The 16,263-nt window shown below is 71.1% G+C and carries 14 protein-coding genes; 8 read left to right on the top strand and 6 right to left on the bottom strand.

Features of this window, described 5'->3' with window-relative positions; genetic code table 11:
* Window positions 1-4: 4 nt before the first annotated feature.
* Entirely contained in the window at window positions 5-922 is a 918-nt protein-coding gene (gene ltnD, locus OIB37_RS26425) for an L-threonate dehydrogenase (protein ID WP_330460094.1), read from the bottom strand.
* A gap of 433 nt (window positions 923-1,355) precedes the next feature.
* Between ltnD and OIB37_RS26420 the strand changes: the two genes are divergently transcribed.
* On the top strand, window positions 1,356-2,309 hold the full coding sequence (locus OIB37_RS26420; RefSeq protein WP_330460093.1) for a 5'-nucleotidase: 954 nt from the start codon (window positions 1,356-1,358) through the stop codon (window positions 2,307-2,309).
* A 77-nt stretch (window positions 2,310-2,386) separates the two neighbouring features.
* On the opposite strand, the gene OIB37_RS26415 is transcribed toward OIB37_RS26420, so the two are convergent.
* Both OIB37_RS26415 and OIB37_RS26410 read right to left on the bottom strand, forming a co-directional pair.
* A complete protein-coding gene (locus OIB37_RS26415) occupies window positions 2,387-3,580 on the bottom strand; it encodes an extracellular solute-binding protein (protein ID WP_330460092.1) in 1,194 nt (397 codons plus the stop codon).
* A gap of 463 nt (window positions 3,581-4,043) precedes the next feature.
* Window positions 4,044-5,492: a gamma-aminobutyraldehyde dehydrogenase gene (locus OIB37_RS26410; protein ID WP_330460091.1), complete on the bottom strand. Its 1,449-nt coding sequence runs from the start codon at window positions 5,490-5,492 to the stop codon at window positions 4,044-4,046.
* Window positions 5,493-5,699: 207 nt separating this feature from the next.
* Between OIB37_RS26410 and OIB37_RS26405 the strand changes: the two genes are divergently transcribed.
* From OIB37_RS26405 to OIB37_RS26375, 7 genes are all read left to right on the top strand, one after another.
* Window positions 5,700-6,242: an Lrp/AsnC family transcriptional regulator gene (locus tag OIB37_RS26405; protein WP_330460090.1), complete on the top strand. Its 543-nt coding sequence runs from the start codon at window positions 5,700-5,702 to the stop codon at window positions 6,240-6,242.
* Between the two features lie 2 nt (window positions 6,243-6,244).
* The gene (locus tag OIB37_RS26400; RefSeq protein ID WP_330460089.1) at window positions 6,245-7,609 is read left to right on the top strand and encodes an aspartate aminotransferase family protein; all 1,365 of its coding nucleotides are present in this window, start codon (window positions 6,245-6,247) and stop codon (window positions 7,607-7,609) included.
* Window positions 7,610-7,852: 243 nt separating this feature from the next.
* Window positions 7,853-8,596, top strand: a complete 744-nt coding sequence (locus tag OIB37_RS26395) for an ABC transporter ATP-binding protein (protein ID WP_330460088.1) — start codon at window positions 7,853-7,855, stop codon at window positions 8,594-8,596.
* Window positions 8,578-10,080, top strand: coding sequence for a hypothetical protein (locus tag OIB37_RS26390; protein ID WP_330460087.1), 1,503 nt, complete (start codon window positions 8,578-8,580; stop codon window positions 10,078-10,080). Before OIB37_RS26395 ends, OIB37_RS26390 begins: the two co-directional genes overlap by 19 nt.
* A 95-nt stretch (window positions 10,081-10,175) precedes the next feature.
* On the top strand, window positions 10,176-10,583 hold the full coding sequence (locus OIB37_RS26385; RefSeq protein ID WP_330460086.1) for a VOC family protein: 408 nt from the start codon (window positions 10,176-10,178) through the stop codon (window positions 10,581-10,583).
* A gap of 37 nt (window positions 10,584-10,620) precedes the next feature.
* Window positions 10,621-11,745: an LOG family protein gene (locus OIB37_RS26380; RefSeq protein ID WP_330460085.1), complete on the top strand. Its 1,125-nt coding sequence runs from the start codon at window positions 10,621-10,623 to the stop codon at window positions 11,743-11,745.
* Window positions 11,746-11,905: 160 nt separating this feature from the next.
* Window positions 11,906-12,619, top strand: a complete 714-nt coding sequence (locus OIB37_RS26375) for an LAETG motif-containing sortase-dependent surface protein (protein WP_330460084.1) — start codon at window positions 11,906-11,908, stop codon at window positions 12,617-12,619.
* Window positions 12,620-12,712: 93 nt separating this feature from the next.
* Here OIB37_RS26375 and OIB37_RS26370 read toward each other — a convergent pair whose 3' ends face one another.
* From OIB37_RS26370 to OIB37_RS26360, 3 genes are all read right to left on the bottom strand, one after another.
* A complete protein-coding gene (locus OIB37_RS26370) occupies window positions 12,713-13,507 on the bottom strand; it encodes a maleylpyruvate isomerase family mycothiol-dependent enzyme (protein WP_330460083.1) in 795 nt (264 codons plus the stop codon).
* Window positions 13,508-13,525: 18 nt separating this feature from the next.
* Window positions 13,526-14,554 carry an ABC transporter ATP-binding protein gene (locus OIB37_RS26365; RefSeq protein ID WP_330460082.1) on the bottom strand — a complete coding sequence of 343 codons (1,029 nt, stop codon included), beginning with the start codon at window positions 14,552-14,554 and terminating at the stop codon, window positions 13,526-13,528.
* Window positions 14,555-14,642: 88 nt separating this feature from the next.
* A complete protein-coding gene (locus OIB37_RS26360; RefSeq protein WP_330460081.1) occupies window positions 14,643-16,244 on the bottom strand; it encodes an ABC transporter permease in 1,602 nt (533 codons plus the stop codon).
* Window positions 16,245-16,263 lie beyond the last annotated feature (19 nt).

Raw genomic sequence — 16,263 nt, 5'->3', positions numbered from 1 at the left:
CAGCTCAGCCCTCCATCGGCTTCGGCAGGTCGATCCCGGGGAAGATCTTGATCACCGCACTGTCGTCCTCGCCACCCAGACCGGACGCCGACGCCTGAAGGAACATCTGGTGGGCGGTGGCGGCGAGCGGCAGCGGGAACCGCTCCGGGCGGGCGGAGTCGAGCACGATCCCCAGGTCCTTGACGAAGATGTCGACGGCGGACAGGGGCGTGTAGTCACCGGCGAGCACGTGCGCCATGCGGTTCTCGAACATCCAGGAGTTCCCGGCGCTGTGGGTGATGACCTCGTACAGCGCCTCGGCCGGAACGCCGGCCCTGATGCCCAGCGCCATCGCCTCGGCGGCGGCGGCGATGTGCACGCCCGCGAGCAGCTGGTTCACGACCTTGACCTTGGAGCCGAGCCCGGCGCTCTCCCCCAGGCGGTAGACGGTGGCGCTCATGGCGTCGAGCACCGGACCGGCGAGCGCGTACGCCACGGCCGGCCCGGACGTCATCATGGTCAGCTCACCGGCCGCGGCACGCGCGGCACCACCGGAGATCGGGGCGTCCAGGTACAGCACGCCCGACTCGGCCAGCCGGTCCCCGAGTTCGGCGGACCACGCGGGATCGACGGTGGAGCACATCACGAACACGGCGCCGGGCCGCAGTCGCCGGGCGGCGCCGTCCTCACCGAACAACACCGCTTCGACCTGGGCCGCGTTGACCACCACGCCGATCAGGACGTCCACCGCGGCGGCCAGTTCACCCGGGGTCGGGAACGCCGCTCCGCCCTCCCGGGCGAACTCCGCGGCCACCTCGGCCCTCAGGTCGTGGACCCCCACGTCGTACCCCGCGCTCCGCAGGCTACGCGCCATCCCGAGTCCCATGGCCCCGAGTCCCACCACACCGACACGCGGCGCGGCGGACCTCTCCTGGTCGTTCATGCGCAACATCCTTGTCTCGCTCTGCCGCCCGGACGCCCGACGCACCTCACTGCCAGGCTTCTTCGCCGACGGTCAGGTCATATGATGACCTGAGGACGTGAGTTGGCACACTGTGATGTCGGTCACCCAGGCAGCGCATGCCCGAGCCGAACGCCCAACGTCGCTGCGGACAGGGGGCGTTGTCACCCACGACGCATTGCCCGCAGCCGCCCCGCAGGCACCTCGCAGGCACGGACGTGGCAGAGTGACCGATCGCGAACGGCCCGCAGCCACTGCGTCCCGGCCCCGGCGAACGAACTCCGCGGGGACGGATGAGCCTCGCACATCCTCCCGAAGTGGCCGTCGGTGCCACACTGTGCCTGCGGGAAAAGACAGGCCGGGCCTCCTTCGCGGGAGCCCCGAAGGAGCCGTCTGACGCGTGAGGGGAGCCGCCATGCCGCCCTACAGCCTCGAAAACCGGCTGGTCATCGGAATAGCCTCAAGTGCGCTCTTCGACCTCGCTGAGTCCGACGGGGTGTTCCGGCAGGAAGGCGAGGAGGGGTACCGCACCTACCAGCGGTCCAACCTCGACAACACCCTCCGGCCCGGTGTCGCCTTTTCCTTCATTCGCCGCATCCTGTCGCTGAACGACCTGAACCCAGAAGGCGATCCCCTCGTCGAGGTGATCGTCCTGTCCCGCAACGATCCCGACACCGGGCTCCGGGTCATGCGGTCCATAAAGTCGCACGGCCTGCCCATAAGCCGCGCCATATTCACGCAAGGCCGGGCACCGTACAAGTTCATGCGCGCCCTGCACATGTCGCTGTTCCTGTCCGCGCACGAGAACGACGTCCGGGAGGCCGTGGCCGCGGGACTGCCCGCCGGCCGGGTCCTCGGCTCCGCCGTCGCCGACGACACCAGGGACAGGGACCTGCGGATCGCCTTCGACTTCGACGGCGTCCTCGCCGGTGACGAATCGGAGCGCGTCTTCCAGCGGGACGGCCTGGAGGGATTCCGCGCCCACGAGACCATGAACGTGGCGACCCCGCACGACGCGGGTCCACTGCGGGACTTCCTGCGCGAGATCAACAAGCTGCAGCGAAGGGAGGAGGAACGCCGCAAGAAGGACGAGGACTACGTGATCCGCGTTCACGTGTCCATCGTCACCGCACGCAACGCGCCGGCACACGAGCGCGCCGTACTGAGTCTGAACAAGTGGGGAGTGAGGGTCAACGACGCCTTCTTCCTCGGCGGCATCGACAAGAGTTCGATCATGGACGTACTGAGGCCCCACATCTTCTTCGACGACCAGGAAGTCCACCTCCAGGGAACGTCCCAGACGACCCCGAGCGTCCACATCCCATTCGGGGTGGTCAACCACGGGGAGAGCGCCGAGACGCCCGAATAGGCTTCCAGGCTGCGCAGGGTGGAAATCCCGGGGGAAATCCCGGGGGAATCCCTCGCCGCATCGCCACCGGCGACGCCCTACAGCCCCACGATCTTGTTCCACCGCTGCGAGAACTCCAGCCGTTCCGTGGAGGTGATGTCCCGGGCGATGGCGAGGCGCTCGCGCATGGTGCCGTCGGGGAAGATCAGGGGGTTGTCCGCGAGGGCCGCGGTGTCCTTGTCCTTGGCGGCGGCGAGGACTTCCCTGGCCGCGGGGACCGGGCAGACGTAGTTGACCCAGGCGGCGAGCTCCGCGGCGACCTCGGGGTCGTAGTAGTAGTCCATCAGGCGTTCGGCGTTGGCCTTGTGGCTCGCCCGGTCCGGGATCATGAGCGAGTCGGACCAGAGTTCGGCGCCCTCCTCGGGGACGACGAAGCGGATGTCGGGGTTGTCCGCCTGGAGCTGGATGACGTCTCCGGAGTAGGCCTGGCAGGCGAGGACGTCGCCGCTGACCAGGTCCTTGGTGTAGTCGTTGCCGGTGAAGCGGCGGATCTGGCCACGGCGGACCTCGCGCTCCACCTCGTCGCAGACGGCGTGGAAGTCGTCGGCCTTCCAGCGGGTGATGTCCACCCCGTTGCCCTGCATCAGCAGCGCGAACGCCTCGTCGAGACCGGACAGCAGCGTCACCCTGCCCTTGAGGTCCTTCGCCCACAGGTCCTTCACGCCGCGTATCTCGCGCCCCAGCCTGCGGCGGTTGTACGCGATGCCGGTGATCCCCGACTGCCAGGGCAGCGTGAACATGCGGCCCGGATCGAAGGCGGGCGAGCGCAGCAGCGGGTCGAGGTACTTCGCCACGTTCGGCTGGTGCGCGCGGTCCATCCGCTGCACCCAGCCCAGCCGCACGTACCGGGCGCACATCCAGTCGCTGATGACGATCAGGTCGCGGCCGGTCGACTGGTGGTTCATCAGCGCGGGGCTGATCTTGCCGAAGAACTCGTCGTTGTCGTTGATCTCCTCGACGTAGTCGACGGAGATGCCGGTCTTCCTCTCGAAGGCGTCGAGCGTGGGCCGCTTGCTGAGATCGTCGTCGTCCGTGTCGATGTATAGCGGCCAGTTCGAGAAGATCAGCCTCTTGTCCGTGGCGGACCTGTCGGGCACGGCACGGTCACCGGGCTGGACGTAGGCGCCCCGCACACCGCAGCCGGCCAGAGCGCCGAGCGCGGCGGTCCCACCGAGCGCGCGCAGCAGCGAGCGGCGGGACACAGAGGCGGAAAGAGGGGAAGTCCGATGCACTCCGGAAGTGTGCAGCCTGAACCCGGCGAACAAGAAATCGACACTTTGCCCAGGCCTGCCCCCCCCCTGCGGACACCGCACAGGAACGCGGCCCCCTCACGAACACCACACCCCCGGACCCCCCAGGAGCACCCTCCCGAACACCGCACCCCCGCACTCCCAGGGGCACCCTTTCGAACACCGCGCACCCGGACCCCCCAGGGACGCGAGGAACTGCGCAACCAGCCACAACGCACCGGCACCCGAGACCGCTCACCCCTCCGGACACCGCTCACGCAAACCCCCCAGGGGCGCGGGGAACTGCGCAACCAGCCACAACGCACCCGCACCCGAGAGAGCACCGGAGACCGCCCGTCCGGACACCGCTCGGGCAAACCCCCTCAGGGGCGCGGGGAACTGCGCGACCAGCCACAACGCACCCGCACCCGAGAGAGCACCCAAGACCGCCCGAACCCCCGGAGGGCTACGCGTCCAGCGACGTCATCACATGCTTGATCCGCGTGTAGTCGTCGAACCCGTACGCCGACAGGTCCTTGCCGTAGCCGGACTTCTTGAAGCCGCCGTGGGGCATCTCCGCGACCAGCACGATATGGGTGTTGATCCACACGCAGCCGAAGTCGAGCTTCTTGGACATGCGCATCGCGCGCCCGTGGTTCTTGGTCCACACCGAGGAGGCGAGGGCGAAGTCGACGCCGTTGGCCCACTCGACGGCCTGGTCCTCGTCCGTGAAGGACTGGACGGTGATGACAGGTCCGAAGACCTCGTTCTGGACGATCTCGTCGTCCTGCTTCAGGCCGGAGACGACGGTCGGGGCATAGAAGTAGCCCTTGTCGCCGACCCGGTGACCGCCCGCCTCGACCTTGGCGTGGGCGGGGAGCCGCTCGATGAACCCGGCGACCTGCTTGAGCTGGTTGGGGTTGTTCAGCGGGCCGTACAGCACGTCCTCGTCGTCCGGCTGCCCGGTCTTGGTCTCGGAGGCGGCCTTCGCGAGCGCGGCCACGAACTCGTCGTGGATGGACTCCTGGACGAGGACGCGGGTGGCGGCCGTGCAGTCCTGGCCGGCGTTGAAGAAGCCGGCGACCGAGATGTCCTCGACGGCCTTGGCGATGGCCTCGCTGTCGAGGTCCTCGAACACGACGACCGGCGCCTTGCCGCCCAGCTCCAGGTGGACCCGCTTGAGGTCCTTGGACGCGGACTCGGCGACCGACATGCCGGCCCGCACCGAGCCGGTGATGGACGCCATGGCCGGGGTCGGGTGCTCGACCATCATGCGGCCGGTCTCACGGTCGCCGCAGACGACGTTGAAGACGCCCTTGGGCAGGACCGAGCCGAGGATGTCGGCGATCAGGACGGTGGAGGCCGGGGTGGTGTCCGACGGCTTCAGCACGACCGTGTTGCCGGCCGCGATCGCCGGCGCGAACTTCCACACGGCCATCATCATCGGGTAGTTCCAGGGGGCCACCTGGGCGCAGACGCCGACCGGCTCGCGGCGGATGATCGAGGTCATCCCGTCCATGTACTCGCCGGCCGAGCGGCCCTCCAGCATCCGGGCCGCACCCGCGAAGAAGCGGATCTGGTCGACCATCGGCGGGATCTCCTCGGAGCGGGTGAGCCCGATGGGCTTGCCCGTGTTCTCCACCTCGGCCGCGATCAGCTCCTCGGCACGCTCCTCGAACGCGTCGGCGATCTTCAGCAGCGCCTTCTGCCGCTCGGCGGGGGTGGCGTCGCGCCAGGCCGGGAAGGCGGCCGCGGCGGCCTCCATGGCGGCGTCGACGTCGGCCTGCCCGGACAGCGGCGCGGTCGCGTACGCCTCGCCCGTGGCGGGGTTGACCACCTCGGTGGTCCGTCCGTCGGCGGCGTCCCGGAACTCACCGTCGATGTAGTTGCGCAGACGACGCAGCTCGGTGCTCACTGCCGGCCTCCTGAAATCTGTTCGAGGGTTCGAGCGGTCCAGCCCGGCCCGCCTGTGCGGCTGTCCAGCGGCTGAGACAAGCCCACCCTAGTAGGAGCACCCACGTTTTCAACACCCCCGCCACCATCCGCACTGCGAAATCCGCAAAGATCAGATGCGTAAACAACGAATTTCATCGATGCAGCCTTGCGAAACTGTCGAGACGTCGTGCACAGTGAGGCCGTGGCCAGTCGAAGCGCAGAGCACAGGGACTCGTCCCGCGAGTCCAGGAGGGACTCGCCTCGCGAGTCCAGGAACGGCACTCCCCAGCTGGACGCCGTCTCCCTCGCCATCATTCAGCAGCTCCAGGAGGACGGCCGGCGGCCGTACGCCGCCATCGGCAAGGCCGTCGGGCTCTCCGAGGCGGCCGTGCGCCAGCGGGTGCAGAAGCTGCTGGACCAGGGCGTGATGCAGATCGTCGCCGTCACGGACCCGCTCACCGTGGGCTTCCGCCGGCAGGCGATGGTCGGGATCCACGTCGAGGGCGATGTCGAGTCGATCGCGGACGCGCTGACCGGCATGTCGGAGGTCGAGTACGTGGTGATGACCGCGGGCTCGTTCGACATCCTCGCCGAGGTCGTCTGCGAGGACGACGACCACCTGCTGGGCGTCATCAACCAACGCATCCGGGCCCTGCCCGGAGTGCGCTCCACCGAGAGCTTCGTCTATCTCAAGCTCAAGAAGCAGACCTACATGTGGGGAACCCGATAACCGTGACCGAGAAGGACCTCAGCCGCACCGCGTACGACCACCTGTGGATGCACTTCACCCGCATGTCCTCGTACGAGAACTCCCCCGTCCCGACGATCGTCCGGGGTGAGGGCACCTACATCTACGACGACAAGGGCAGGCGCTACCTCGACGGGCTCGCGGGGCTGTTCGTGGTCCAGGCCGGTCACGGCCGCACCGAACTCGCCGAGACCGCCTTCAAGCAGGCCCAGGAGCTGGCCTTCTTCCCGGTGTGGTCCTACGCCCACCCCAAGGCGATCGAACTGGCCGAGCGCCTGGCCGACTACGCCCCGGGCGACCTGAACAAGGTCTTCTTCACCACCGGCGGCGGCGAGGCCGTCGAGACCGCCTGGAAGCTCGCCAAGCAGTACTTCAAGCTGAAGGGCAAGCCGGGCAAGCACAAGGTCATCTCGCGTGCGCTCGCCTACCACGGCACCCCGCAGGGCGCGCTCTCCATCACCGGCCTGCCGGCCCTGAAGGCCCCCTTCGAGCCGCTGGTCCCGGGCGCCCACAAGGTCCCGAACACCAACATCTACCGCGCCCCGGTATTCGGCGACGACCCGGAGGCCTTCGGCCGCTGGGCCGCCGACCAGATCGAGCAGCAGATCCTCTTCGAGGGCCCGGACACCGTCGCCGCGGTCTTCGTGGAGCCGGTGCAGAACGCCGGCGGCTGCTTCCCGCCGCCGCCCGGCTACTTCCGGCGCGTGCGCGAGATCTGCGACCAGTACGACGTCCTGCTCGTGTCGGACGAGGTCATCTGCGCCTTCGGCCGCCTGGGCACGATGTTCGCCTGCGACAAGTTCGGCTACGTCCCGGACATGATCACCTGCGCCAAGGGCATGACCTCGGGCTACTCCCCGATCGGCGCCTGCATCGTCTCCGACCGCGTCGCCGAGCCGTTCTACAAGGAGGACAACGTCTTCCTGCACGGCTACACCTTCGGCGGCCACCCGGTCTCCGCGGCGGTGGGCCTGGCCAACCTCGACCTGTTCGAGCGCGAGAACCTCAACCAGCACGTGCTGGACAACGAGGGCGCCTTCCTGAAGACCCTGCAGAAGCTGCACGACCTGCCGATCGTCGGCGACGTGCGCGGCAACGGCTTCTTCTACGGCATCGAGCTGGTCAAGGACAAGAACACCAAGGAGTCCTTCAACGCCGAGGAGACCGAGCGGATCCTCTACGGCTACGTCTCCAAGGCCCTGTTCGAGAACGGCCTGTACTGCCGTGCCGACGACCGCGGCGACCCGGTCGTCCAGCTCGCCCCGCCGCTGATCTCCAACCAGGAGACCTTCGACGAGATCGAGCAGATACTGCGCGCCACCCTCACGGAGGCGTGGACGAAGCTCTGAGCCTTCGGGGCCCCCGGACCTCCGGGGAAACCCCGACCGCCCACGACGCTCCGATCATCCGCCTGGATGATCAACACGGCCCCGGAGCCGTCCGTTCGAGTGAGAACGGCGGCCCGGGGCCGTGTGCTGTCCGGGCCGCGCCGCGCGACCCGCCTAGCGTGCCAGTGACCGATCGGCCCTGCCTTCGTTCACCCGGACGGGGGATGAGGCAAGGGAAAACGGATCAGAACCGAGGTGTACGCCATGGAGGCCCCGCCGGACAACGACGTGCTCTGGGCACGCTCCCTGCACTTCAGGCACCCCGACGGCTCGCCCGGGATCGCCGGGGTCTCGCTGGGTGTGCGGGAGGCGGAGATCCTCGCCGTCAGCGGCCCGCGCGGCAGCGGCAAGACCACCCTGCTGCAGTGCCTCTCCGGGCAGGTGCGGGTGCGCGAGGGCGAGGTCTGGTTCAACAGCTCGCCGGTGCACACGCTGGGCCCCATGGCCCGGGAACGGCTGCGCCGCGACCGGTTCGGCTGGATCGACCCGACCCCCACGCTGGTACCGGAGCTGAACGTCTGGGAGAACGCCGCGCTCCCCCTGATGCTGCGCGGCACCGGCCGGCGCCGGGCCAAGGTGGCCGCGCTGGAGTGGCTGGAGCGCCTGGACGTCGGCGAGCAGCCCCGCAGGCGCCCGCACGAGCTGACCCAGGCCGAACGCCAGCGCGTCGCCATCGCCCGAGCGCTCGCCCCCGGGCCCACTGTCCTGTTCGCCGACGAGCCGACGGCCCCGCTGCACCGCGCCGACCGCGCGCACGTGCTGCGCACGCTCACCGCGGCGGCCCGCTCGCACGGCATCACCGTCGTCCTGGCCACCCACGACGCCGAGACCGTGGCCCTCGCCGACCGTACGGTCGCGCTGCTGGACGGCCGGCGCGTGAAGACCGTGCATCTGCCGGACCTCCCGGAGGAGACGGAAGGCCGGGCCACGTGCTCGCTCTCCGTCTGACCCGCGCCGCCCGGCCCGCCGTCCAGCTGCGCCGCCTGCTGGTGGCCGCGGCCTCGGCGGGCACCGGCTTCCTGCTGCTGGGCGCGCTCGGCTACGCGATGGGCCACCCCGAGCAGCCGGGAGCGGCCGCGCTGCGCCTGGTCTGGTGCGTGGTCCCGCTCGCCGCCACCGTGTACTTCGCGCTCGCGGTGGCCCGCACCGACCCCGGCACCCGGCCCCGCCCGGGCCTGTCCGCCATCGGCCTGGGCCCGGGCCGCCTGATGGCGATCTCGGCCCTGACCACGGCCCTCGCCTGTGTCCTCGGCTCGATGCTGGCCCTGCTGTTCTTCCTGCACCTGCGCGGCGACCTGAAGGGCATGCCCTTCGACGGCGCCGCCGCGCAGTTCCTGGCGGCCGGCCAGCCCCTCCCGGTCCCGGCGGCCCTGACCCTGCTGGCCCTGGTCCCGGCGATCGCGTCGACGACGGTCGCGCTCGCCCTGCGCCCCAAGGACCCGCGCCCGGCCACCAAGGGCGCGCGCTTCCAGGGTCGTTTCGGCGCGTACAGCCACGCGGCGGCCCGGGAGACCTTCGGGGCGTACGGCAGGTTCGGCGCGCGACTGCGTACGGCCGTAGGGCACAAGGGGGCCGAACCCGTAGGGGTGCGGGAGGCCGGACCCGTAGGGCTGCCGGAGACCGAGCGCGTACCGCAGCAGGAGGCCGAGCCCGTACGGCTGCGGGAGGCCGGGGCGCGGGCCGAGGCCGCCGGGGCGGAGCCGGCCGTCACGGGCGCGGAGCCCGAGGCCGTGGCGACCCTGCCCGACACCGCCCGGACCCCCGACGTCGCCCGGAGCCCCGGCGGCGAGGACGGGGGCGCCGACTGGTCGCAGGCACTGCCCACCCCGGCACCGACCCGTGCGGCACCGGCCGGTCTCCCCTGGGGGACCGCCCTGATCGCCGCCGGTCTCGCCGTACAGACCTACGCGGGCCGCTCCCAGCCCGCGCCCACCCTCACCGCTCTCCCGGCCGAGCCCGTCGCGGTGCTGGCCGGCTGGATCCTCACCGCGCTCGGGCTGGTCCTCGCCGCGCCCGGTCTCACCCACCTGTGCGGCAGGCTCCTGCAGTCCGCCCAGCCGGGGGCACTGCGGCTGCTGGCGGGCCGGGTGCTCATGTCGGAGGCCACGCGCGTCGGGCGCCCGCTGGGCATCGTCTGCGCGGTGGCGTCCGCCGCCTGCGCCATGACCGCCGTACGGGACAGCGCGGCGCCCGCGTTCGGGCCGCTGACCGCCCTCGGTTCGCTCGTGGTCGCCGGCTGCACGCTGGCGACCCTGCTGACGGCCGCCGTGGAGGCCCGCCAGTCCCGCGCCGACACCACCGCCGCCCTGCTCCGCCTCGGCGCCCCGGCCACGATGCTGCGCAGCGCGGCGGCCCTCCGGGCCGGTGCCCTGCTGGCCCTGTTCGCCCCGCTCACGCTGGTGATCGCCAACCTGGCCGTACTGGCCCGCTGAACACGGAAGTACGCGGGCCGCCGATGAGTTCTCCGGCGGCCCGGTGTCTTTACCGGTGAACGACGACAGGCGCGAGAACCTCAGGGAGAGACCCCATGTACCAGCAGATGATCTTCGTGAACCTGGCCACCGACGACGTCGAGGCGTCGAAGAGGTTCTTCACCGCCCTCGGCTACACGATCAACCCCCAGTTCAGCACCGACGAGTGCGCCTGTGTCGTGATCAGCGACACCATCGTCGTGATGCTGCTCGGCAAGCGGCACTACGCCACCTTCACGAAGAAGGAGATCGCCGACCCGGCGAAGTCCAGCGAGGTGCTGCTGTGCCTGAGCGCCGAGAGCCGGGAGAAGGTGGACGAGCTGGTGGACCGGGCGATCGCGGCCGGTGGCACGGCGAGCGGTGAGACCCAGGACCACGGTTTCATGTACGGACGGGCCTTCGACGACCTCGACGGCCACACCTGGGAGATCATGTGGATGGACCCGGCGGCGGTTCAGGGCTGACCCCTCCCTGCCCCAACGTCCGTGCCAGCATGGGCGGGTGCATCCGAAACCCGCTCGGTCCGGCCGAGCCGTACGCGACCAAGAGATAGAGTCCCTGGCCGAGTTCGACGCGGTCGTCGCCGAGCACGGAACGCTCGCACGGTTCCGTGTACAGGCCGTCGATCTGACCGCCCGCACGGCCCAGTTGCTCGACCTCGACACCACGCAGACCGTCTTCCTCGGCTGCCCCATGGAACCCGAGGCCGCGGCCCGCGTCGGCGCGGCCGGCGCCCTGGTCTTCCCGCCGGTCCCGGGGCTCCCCTTCGACCCGTACCGGGGCTTCGTCTACACGCCCGGCGAGCTGTTCGACTCCCTCCGCGCGGGCTACGAGGCGACACCGGACGCGCGGACCTACGCCTGGTTCCAGCGGACCAAGGACGACGGGGACGTCTTCGCCTCGATGCTGCGCGCGATCCACGACGACGCGGTCTCCGACGCCCTGGACGAACTCCTCGCCGGTGCACGGGTGGTGGGGGTGATGGGCGGCCACGCGATGGAGCGGGGCACCCCCGCCTACGCCGGGGCGGCGCGGCTCGGCCGCGAACTGACGCGCGCCGGGTTCACGGTCGCCACCGGCGGCGGACCGGGCGCGATGGAGGCGGCCAACCTCGGCGCGTACGCCGCGCCGTTCGCGGACGGCATGCTGGAGGACGCGCTCCGGATCCTGGCCAAGGCACCCTCGTTCCGGCCGTCCGTCACCGACTGGGCGCGGGCGGCCTTCGAGGTGCGGGAGCGCTGGCCGGACGGCGGGGCCTCGGTGGGCATCCCGACCTGGTTCTACGGCCACGAGCCGCCGAACGCCTTCGCCGCGCACCTCGCCAAGTACTTCGCCAACGCAACGCGTGAGGACGGCCTGCTGGCCCGCTCCAACGCCGGGGTGGTGTTCCTGCCGGGCGCCGCCGGCACCGTGCAGGAGATCTTCGACAACGCGACGCCGAACTACTACGAGTCACGCGGCGAGCCGACGCCGATGGTGCTCGTCGACGAGGCGCACTGGACAAGGGAGTTGCCCACCTGGCCACTGCTGCGGTCGCTGGCGCGGGGGCGGTCGATGGAGTCCCGTATCGCCCTGGTCGACACGATCGAGCAGGCTCCGGAGGCAATCAAACGTCTCGCTCGCTAACAAGACGGTAAAGTCAACGGCCGTTGACGCTCTACAGATTGACACTTCTTACGACACACTTATAAACCTGAGGGTCTCGTGGGGGCACCGGTACACAGTTCGTGGGTTGTCCCAAGTGCCCCTCCACCCCCCGCAGTTATGCACTCTGTAAAGGACAAACGTGTCCATAACTCGTCGTAACGCGCGCCGTTCCGTGCGCATTCTCGGTGTTGCCTCCGCTACGGCCGCGCTGGCGATCGGTGTCGCCGGCACCGCTTCCGCGTGCAACATCCGCGACTTCAAGGCCGAGGCCAGCTGCGCCGGTGACAAGGGCCAGATCGTGGTCACGGACATCGACGGCTCCAGCACTCCCGCCACCATCACGGTGTTCGAGAAGACCGCTGCCGGCAATGAGACGCAGGTCGCTCAGAAGGAAGGCGTCAAGGGATCCCGCGAGGGCACCCGGATCACCTTCGACGTGGACTGGAAGGCGAGCACCGCCTACCGCATCCACGTCAAGACCGACCGCTTCAACGTCGACAACGACATCAGCCCCGAGCTGACGACCTCGTCGACGGCCTGCAAGAAGGAGGAGTCCCCGACGACTTCTCCCACTGAGGACACGAAGCCGACCACCCCGGCTCCCTCGGCCTCCGCCAGCGTTTCCGACTCCTCGGAGTCCCCGGCCCCGGCGGAGTCCGAGAGCAGCAGCGCCGCCCCGGCGGGTGCCGCGAGCAACGCGCCGTCCCCGGCGGTCGGTGACTCGAACCTCGCCGAGACCGGTGCCAACTCCAACACCGGCATGATCGCCGGTGTCGCGGGTGCGCTCGTCGTCGTCGGTGGTGGCGCCGTGTTCTTCGGCATGCGCCGCCGTGGCGCGAAGAGCGCCGGCTGACGCCACCTCTTCGCACACCACTAGCAGTACAGGTCAGCGGCCCGTCCCCGAATCCACGGGGGCGGGCCGCTGCCGTGTTCCGCTGCGGGCCCGTCAGCCGAAGGTGACCCGCTCCACCCAGAACTCCAGCACCTCGCGGTCGCCCAGCACCTCGAGACCGGGGGTGTCCAGCGGGAGGCGCCGGTAGGAGGCGAGCAGGAGCGCGGTGAGCGGGCCGCGCAGCGCGACGGTCGCCTTCTCGTGACCGCGCCGCCAGCCGAGGCGGCCCGCGCCGAACTCCATGAGCCACTCGGCGTCCAGGGCCGCGCCCGTGTCGGTGGCATGCAGGTGCACGGAGCGCGCCGGCCCCTCGCGCAGGGCCTCATCCCGGCCCCGCAGAGGCAGCACCCGGAGGGTCAGCTCCAGCGACTCGTCGAGCGCGTCGGCGGCCACCTCGGACGCGATCTCGTAGGGCAGGCCCGCGGCGAGCGCGGCGTCGGCGTGGTGCACGGCGGTCTCGTGGGTCATCCGGCGGGCCCAGAAGCCGGTGGTGAGCAGGCCCATCCAGGTCCACACGGCGACGTCCGGGCCGGCCTCGCGCAGCGCGGCGACGACCGACTCCCCCGCCTCCCCCAGCCACTTCTCGAGTGCCGCCGCGTCCCCCCGCTCCTCCGGGCCCGCCCAGTCCGGCACCTCTTCGCGCGGGATGTTCTCCTGGGCCCGCGCGCGCACCAGGGTGTCCACCCAGCGCAGGGCGCCGCCCACGTGTCGCACGAGCTGTTCCAGCGACCAGTCCGGGCAGGTCGGCACGGTGGCGGACAGGTCGGCTCCGGAGGTCACCACGTCCCTCAACCGGCCGACCTGGTAAGCGATCTCGTCGCAATAGCGATCATGTGCGAGCAGCGTCATGCCCTCACCTTAGGGGCGTCATGATCGGCCGAGCACGACGATTTCCGCCGGGTCGAACGTGACACCCGTCTCGGTTCCGGCCTCGGGAGCGTCCCGGAGGGCGCAGGCCGCCTCCAGGTGCGGGCCGCCGTCGCGGGGCCGGAGGCGGACGGCGACATGGGTGCCCCGGAAGGTGCGCGCGGTCACCGTGCAGGGCAGGCCCTCGCCGTCCCCCACGAGCCGTACCCCGGCCGGCCGGACCAGCAGCGGGTGATCACCCCGGGGAGAGCCGTCCGGGACGGGCAGGGTGCCCCAGGGGGTCCGCGCGGCCGAGTCGGCGACGGTCGCCGGGACCACGTTGTCGAAGCCGAGGAAGCGGGCCACGAACTCGTCCGCGGGTCGCTGCCAGACCTCCAGCGGTGTCCCGGACTGGGCGATCCGGCCGTCCCGCATCACCACCACCCGGTCGGCCAGTGCGAAGGCCTCGCCCTGGTCGTGGGTCACGGCGAGCACGGTCGTGCCCAACTGGCCGAAGAGTTCCTTCAGTTCGACCACGAGCCGTTCCCTGAGGGACCGGTCGAGCTGGCCGAGCGGCTCGTCCAGCATGAGCAGCCGGGGCCGGGGCGCGAGCGCCCGCGCGAGGGCCACCCGCTGCTGCTCGCCGCCGGACAGCCCGGCGACCGCCCGGCGGGCGGCTCCGGGCAGCCCGACCAGCTCCAGCAGCGTCTCCACCTCCGCGTCCCGTGCGCGCTTCGGCACACCGTGCATGCGCGGCCCGAAGGCCACGTTGCCGCCCACGTCCCGCTGCGGGAACAGCTGGTGGTCCTGGAACATCAGCCCGACGCCCCGCCGGTGCGCGGGCACGCCGGCCTGGTCCCGGCCGTCGAGCAGCACCCGCCCGAAATGGAGCGGCTGCAGGCCGGCCACGGCCCGGAGCAGGGTCGACTTGCCGCTGCCGCTGGGCCCGAGCACACACACCACCTCGTGCTCGGCGACGTCCAGGCCGACCGCGTCGAGCACGGGCCGTCCGCCGAAGCGCACGGTCGCGTCCCGGAGACTCAGCAACATCAGAGGTCCCCCGTCGGGCTCGGCGGCATCGGGACTCCCGCCGTCGGAATCGGCGGCATCTGGGCTCCCCCTGTCGGGCTCGGTGGCATCAGAACTCCCCCGTCCGGTCGGTGCGCAGGCGCTCCAGGACGAGCAGCGCGGCCGCGCACACCACCATGAGAATCGTGGAAAGGGCCATCGCCTGGCCGTAGTTGAGGTCCCCGGGCCGGCTCAGCAGCCGGGCGACGGCGACCGGGAGCGTCGGGTTGTCGGGCCGGGCGATGAACACGGTCGCGCCGAACTCGCCGAGCGACACGGCGAACGCGAATCCGGCCGCGACCAGCAGCGCCCTGCGCACCAGGGGCAGGTCGACCTCCCGCCACACCCGCCAGGGCGAGGCCCCCAGCACGGCCGCCGCCTCCCGGAGCCGGCCGTCCACCGCACGCAGCACGGGCAGCATCGTCCGTACGACGAAGGGGGCACCGACCAGCGCCTGGGCGAGCGGCACCAGGATCCACGACTCCCGCAGATCCAGCGGCGGCTTGTCCAGCGCGATCAGGAAGCCGAAGCCGACGGTCACGGCGGAGACGCCGAGCGGCAGCATCAGCAGGGCGTCGAAGCCGCGTACCAGCCGCCCCGCGTCCCGGCGGGCCAGCGCGGCGGCGGCGAGTCCGCCGATCAGTACGGCGATGGCGGTGGCGGCGACGGCGTACTCCAGCGAGGTCCACACCGCGTGCAGCGGCGCCATGAGGAAGGTGCCGCCGTCGGTCTCGGTCAGCGCCCGGTAGTAGCCGAGACCCGGTGCGTCCAGGGAGCGCCGGACGAGCACCGCGAGGGGCAGCACCAGCAGCAGGGCGACGGTGAGGAGGACCCCGGCGAGCAGCGTCCACTGCCCGGCGCCGCGCGGCCGGCGGGCGGTGCCGGAGGCGTCCACCAGGCGCAGGGCGGTCTCGCGCCGTCGTACCGTCCAGGCGTGCACGGCGAGGATCGCGCCGACCGCGGCGAACTGCACGAGGGTGAGGACGGCGGCCGTGGCGAGGTCGAAGACCTCGGAGGTCTCACGGTAGATCTCCACTTCGAGGGTGGAGAAGGTGGGGCCGCCGAGGATCTGCACCACGCCGAAGGAGGTGAAGGTGAACAGGAACACCATCAGCGCCGCGGCGGCCACCGCCGGGACGAGCGCGGGCAGGGTGATCTTCCGCCACGCCCGCGCCGCGGAGGCGCCGAGCATCCGGGCGGCCTGTTCCTGGCGCGGGTCGAGCTGGGCCCAGAGGCCGCCGACCGTGCGCACGACGACGGCGTAGTTGAAGAAGACGTGCGCCGCGAGGATCGCCCACACCGTGGTGTCCAGTCGTACGCCCCACAGCTCGTCCAGCAGCCCGCCGCGCCCGACCAGGGCCAGGAAGGCGCTGCCGACGACGACGGTGGGCAGCACGAACGGGACGGTGACCACGGCCCGCAGGATGCGTTTGCCGGGGAAGTCGAGCCGGGCGAAGACGTAGGCGGCGGGCAGCGCGAGCAGCAGGGTGAGCGCGGTGGAGGCGAGGGCCTGCCAGGTGGTGAACCACAGCACGTGCCGGATGCCGGGCTGGGTGACGACGTCCGCGATCCGCCCGAACCGCCAGGCGCCGTCCGTCCTCAGTCCGCGTGTCACGATCGCGGCCACTGGCCAGGCGAAGAACACCGCGAAGAACGCGGCGGGCAGGGCCATGAGCCCGAGCCGAGCCGCG

Origin of the sequence: Streptomyces sp. NBC_00820 (assembly GCF_036347055.1) — a bacterium.
Classification (GTDB): domain Bacteria; phylum Actinomycetota; class Actinomycetes; order Streptomycetales; family Streptomycetaceae; genus Streptomyces.
This window is presented reverse-complemented; position numbering and strand designations above follow the sequence as displayed.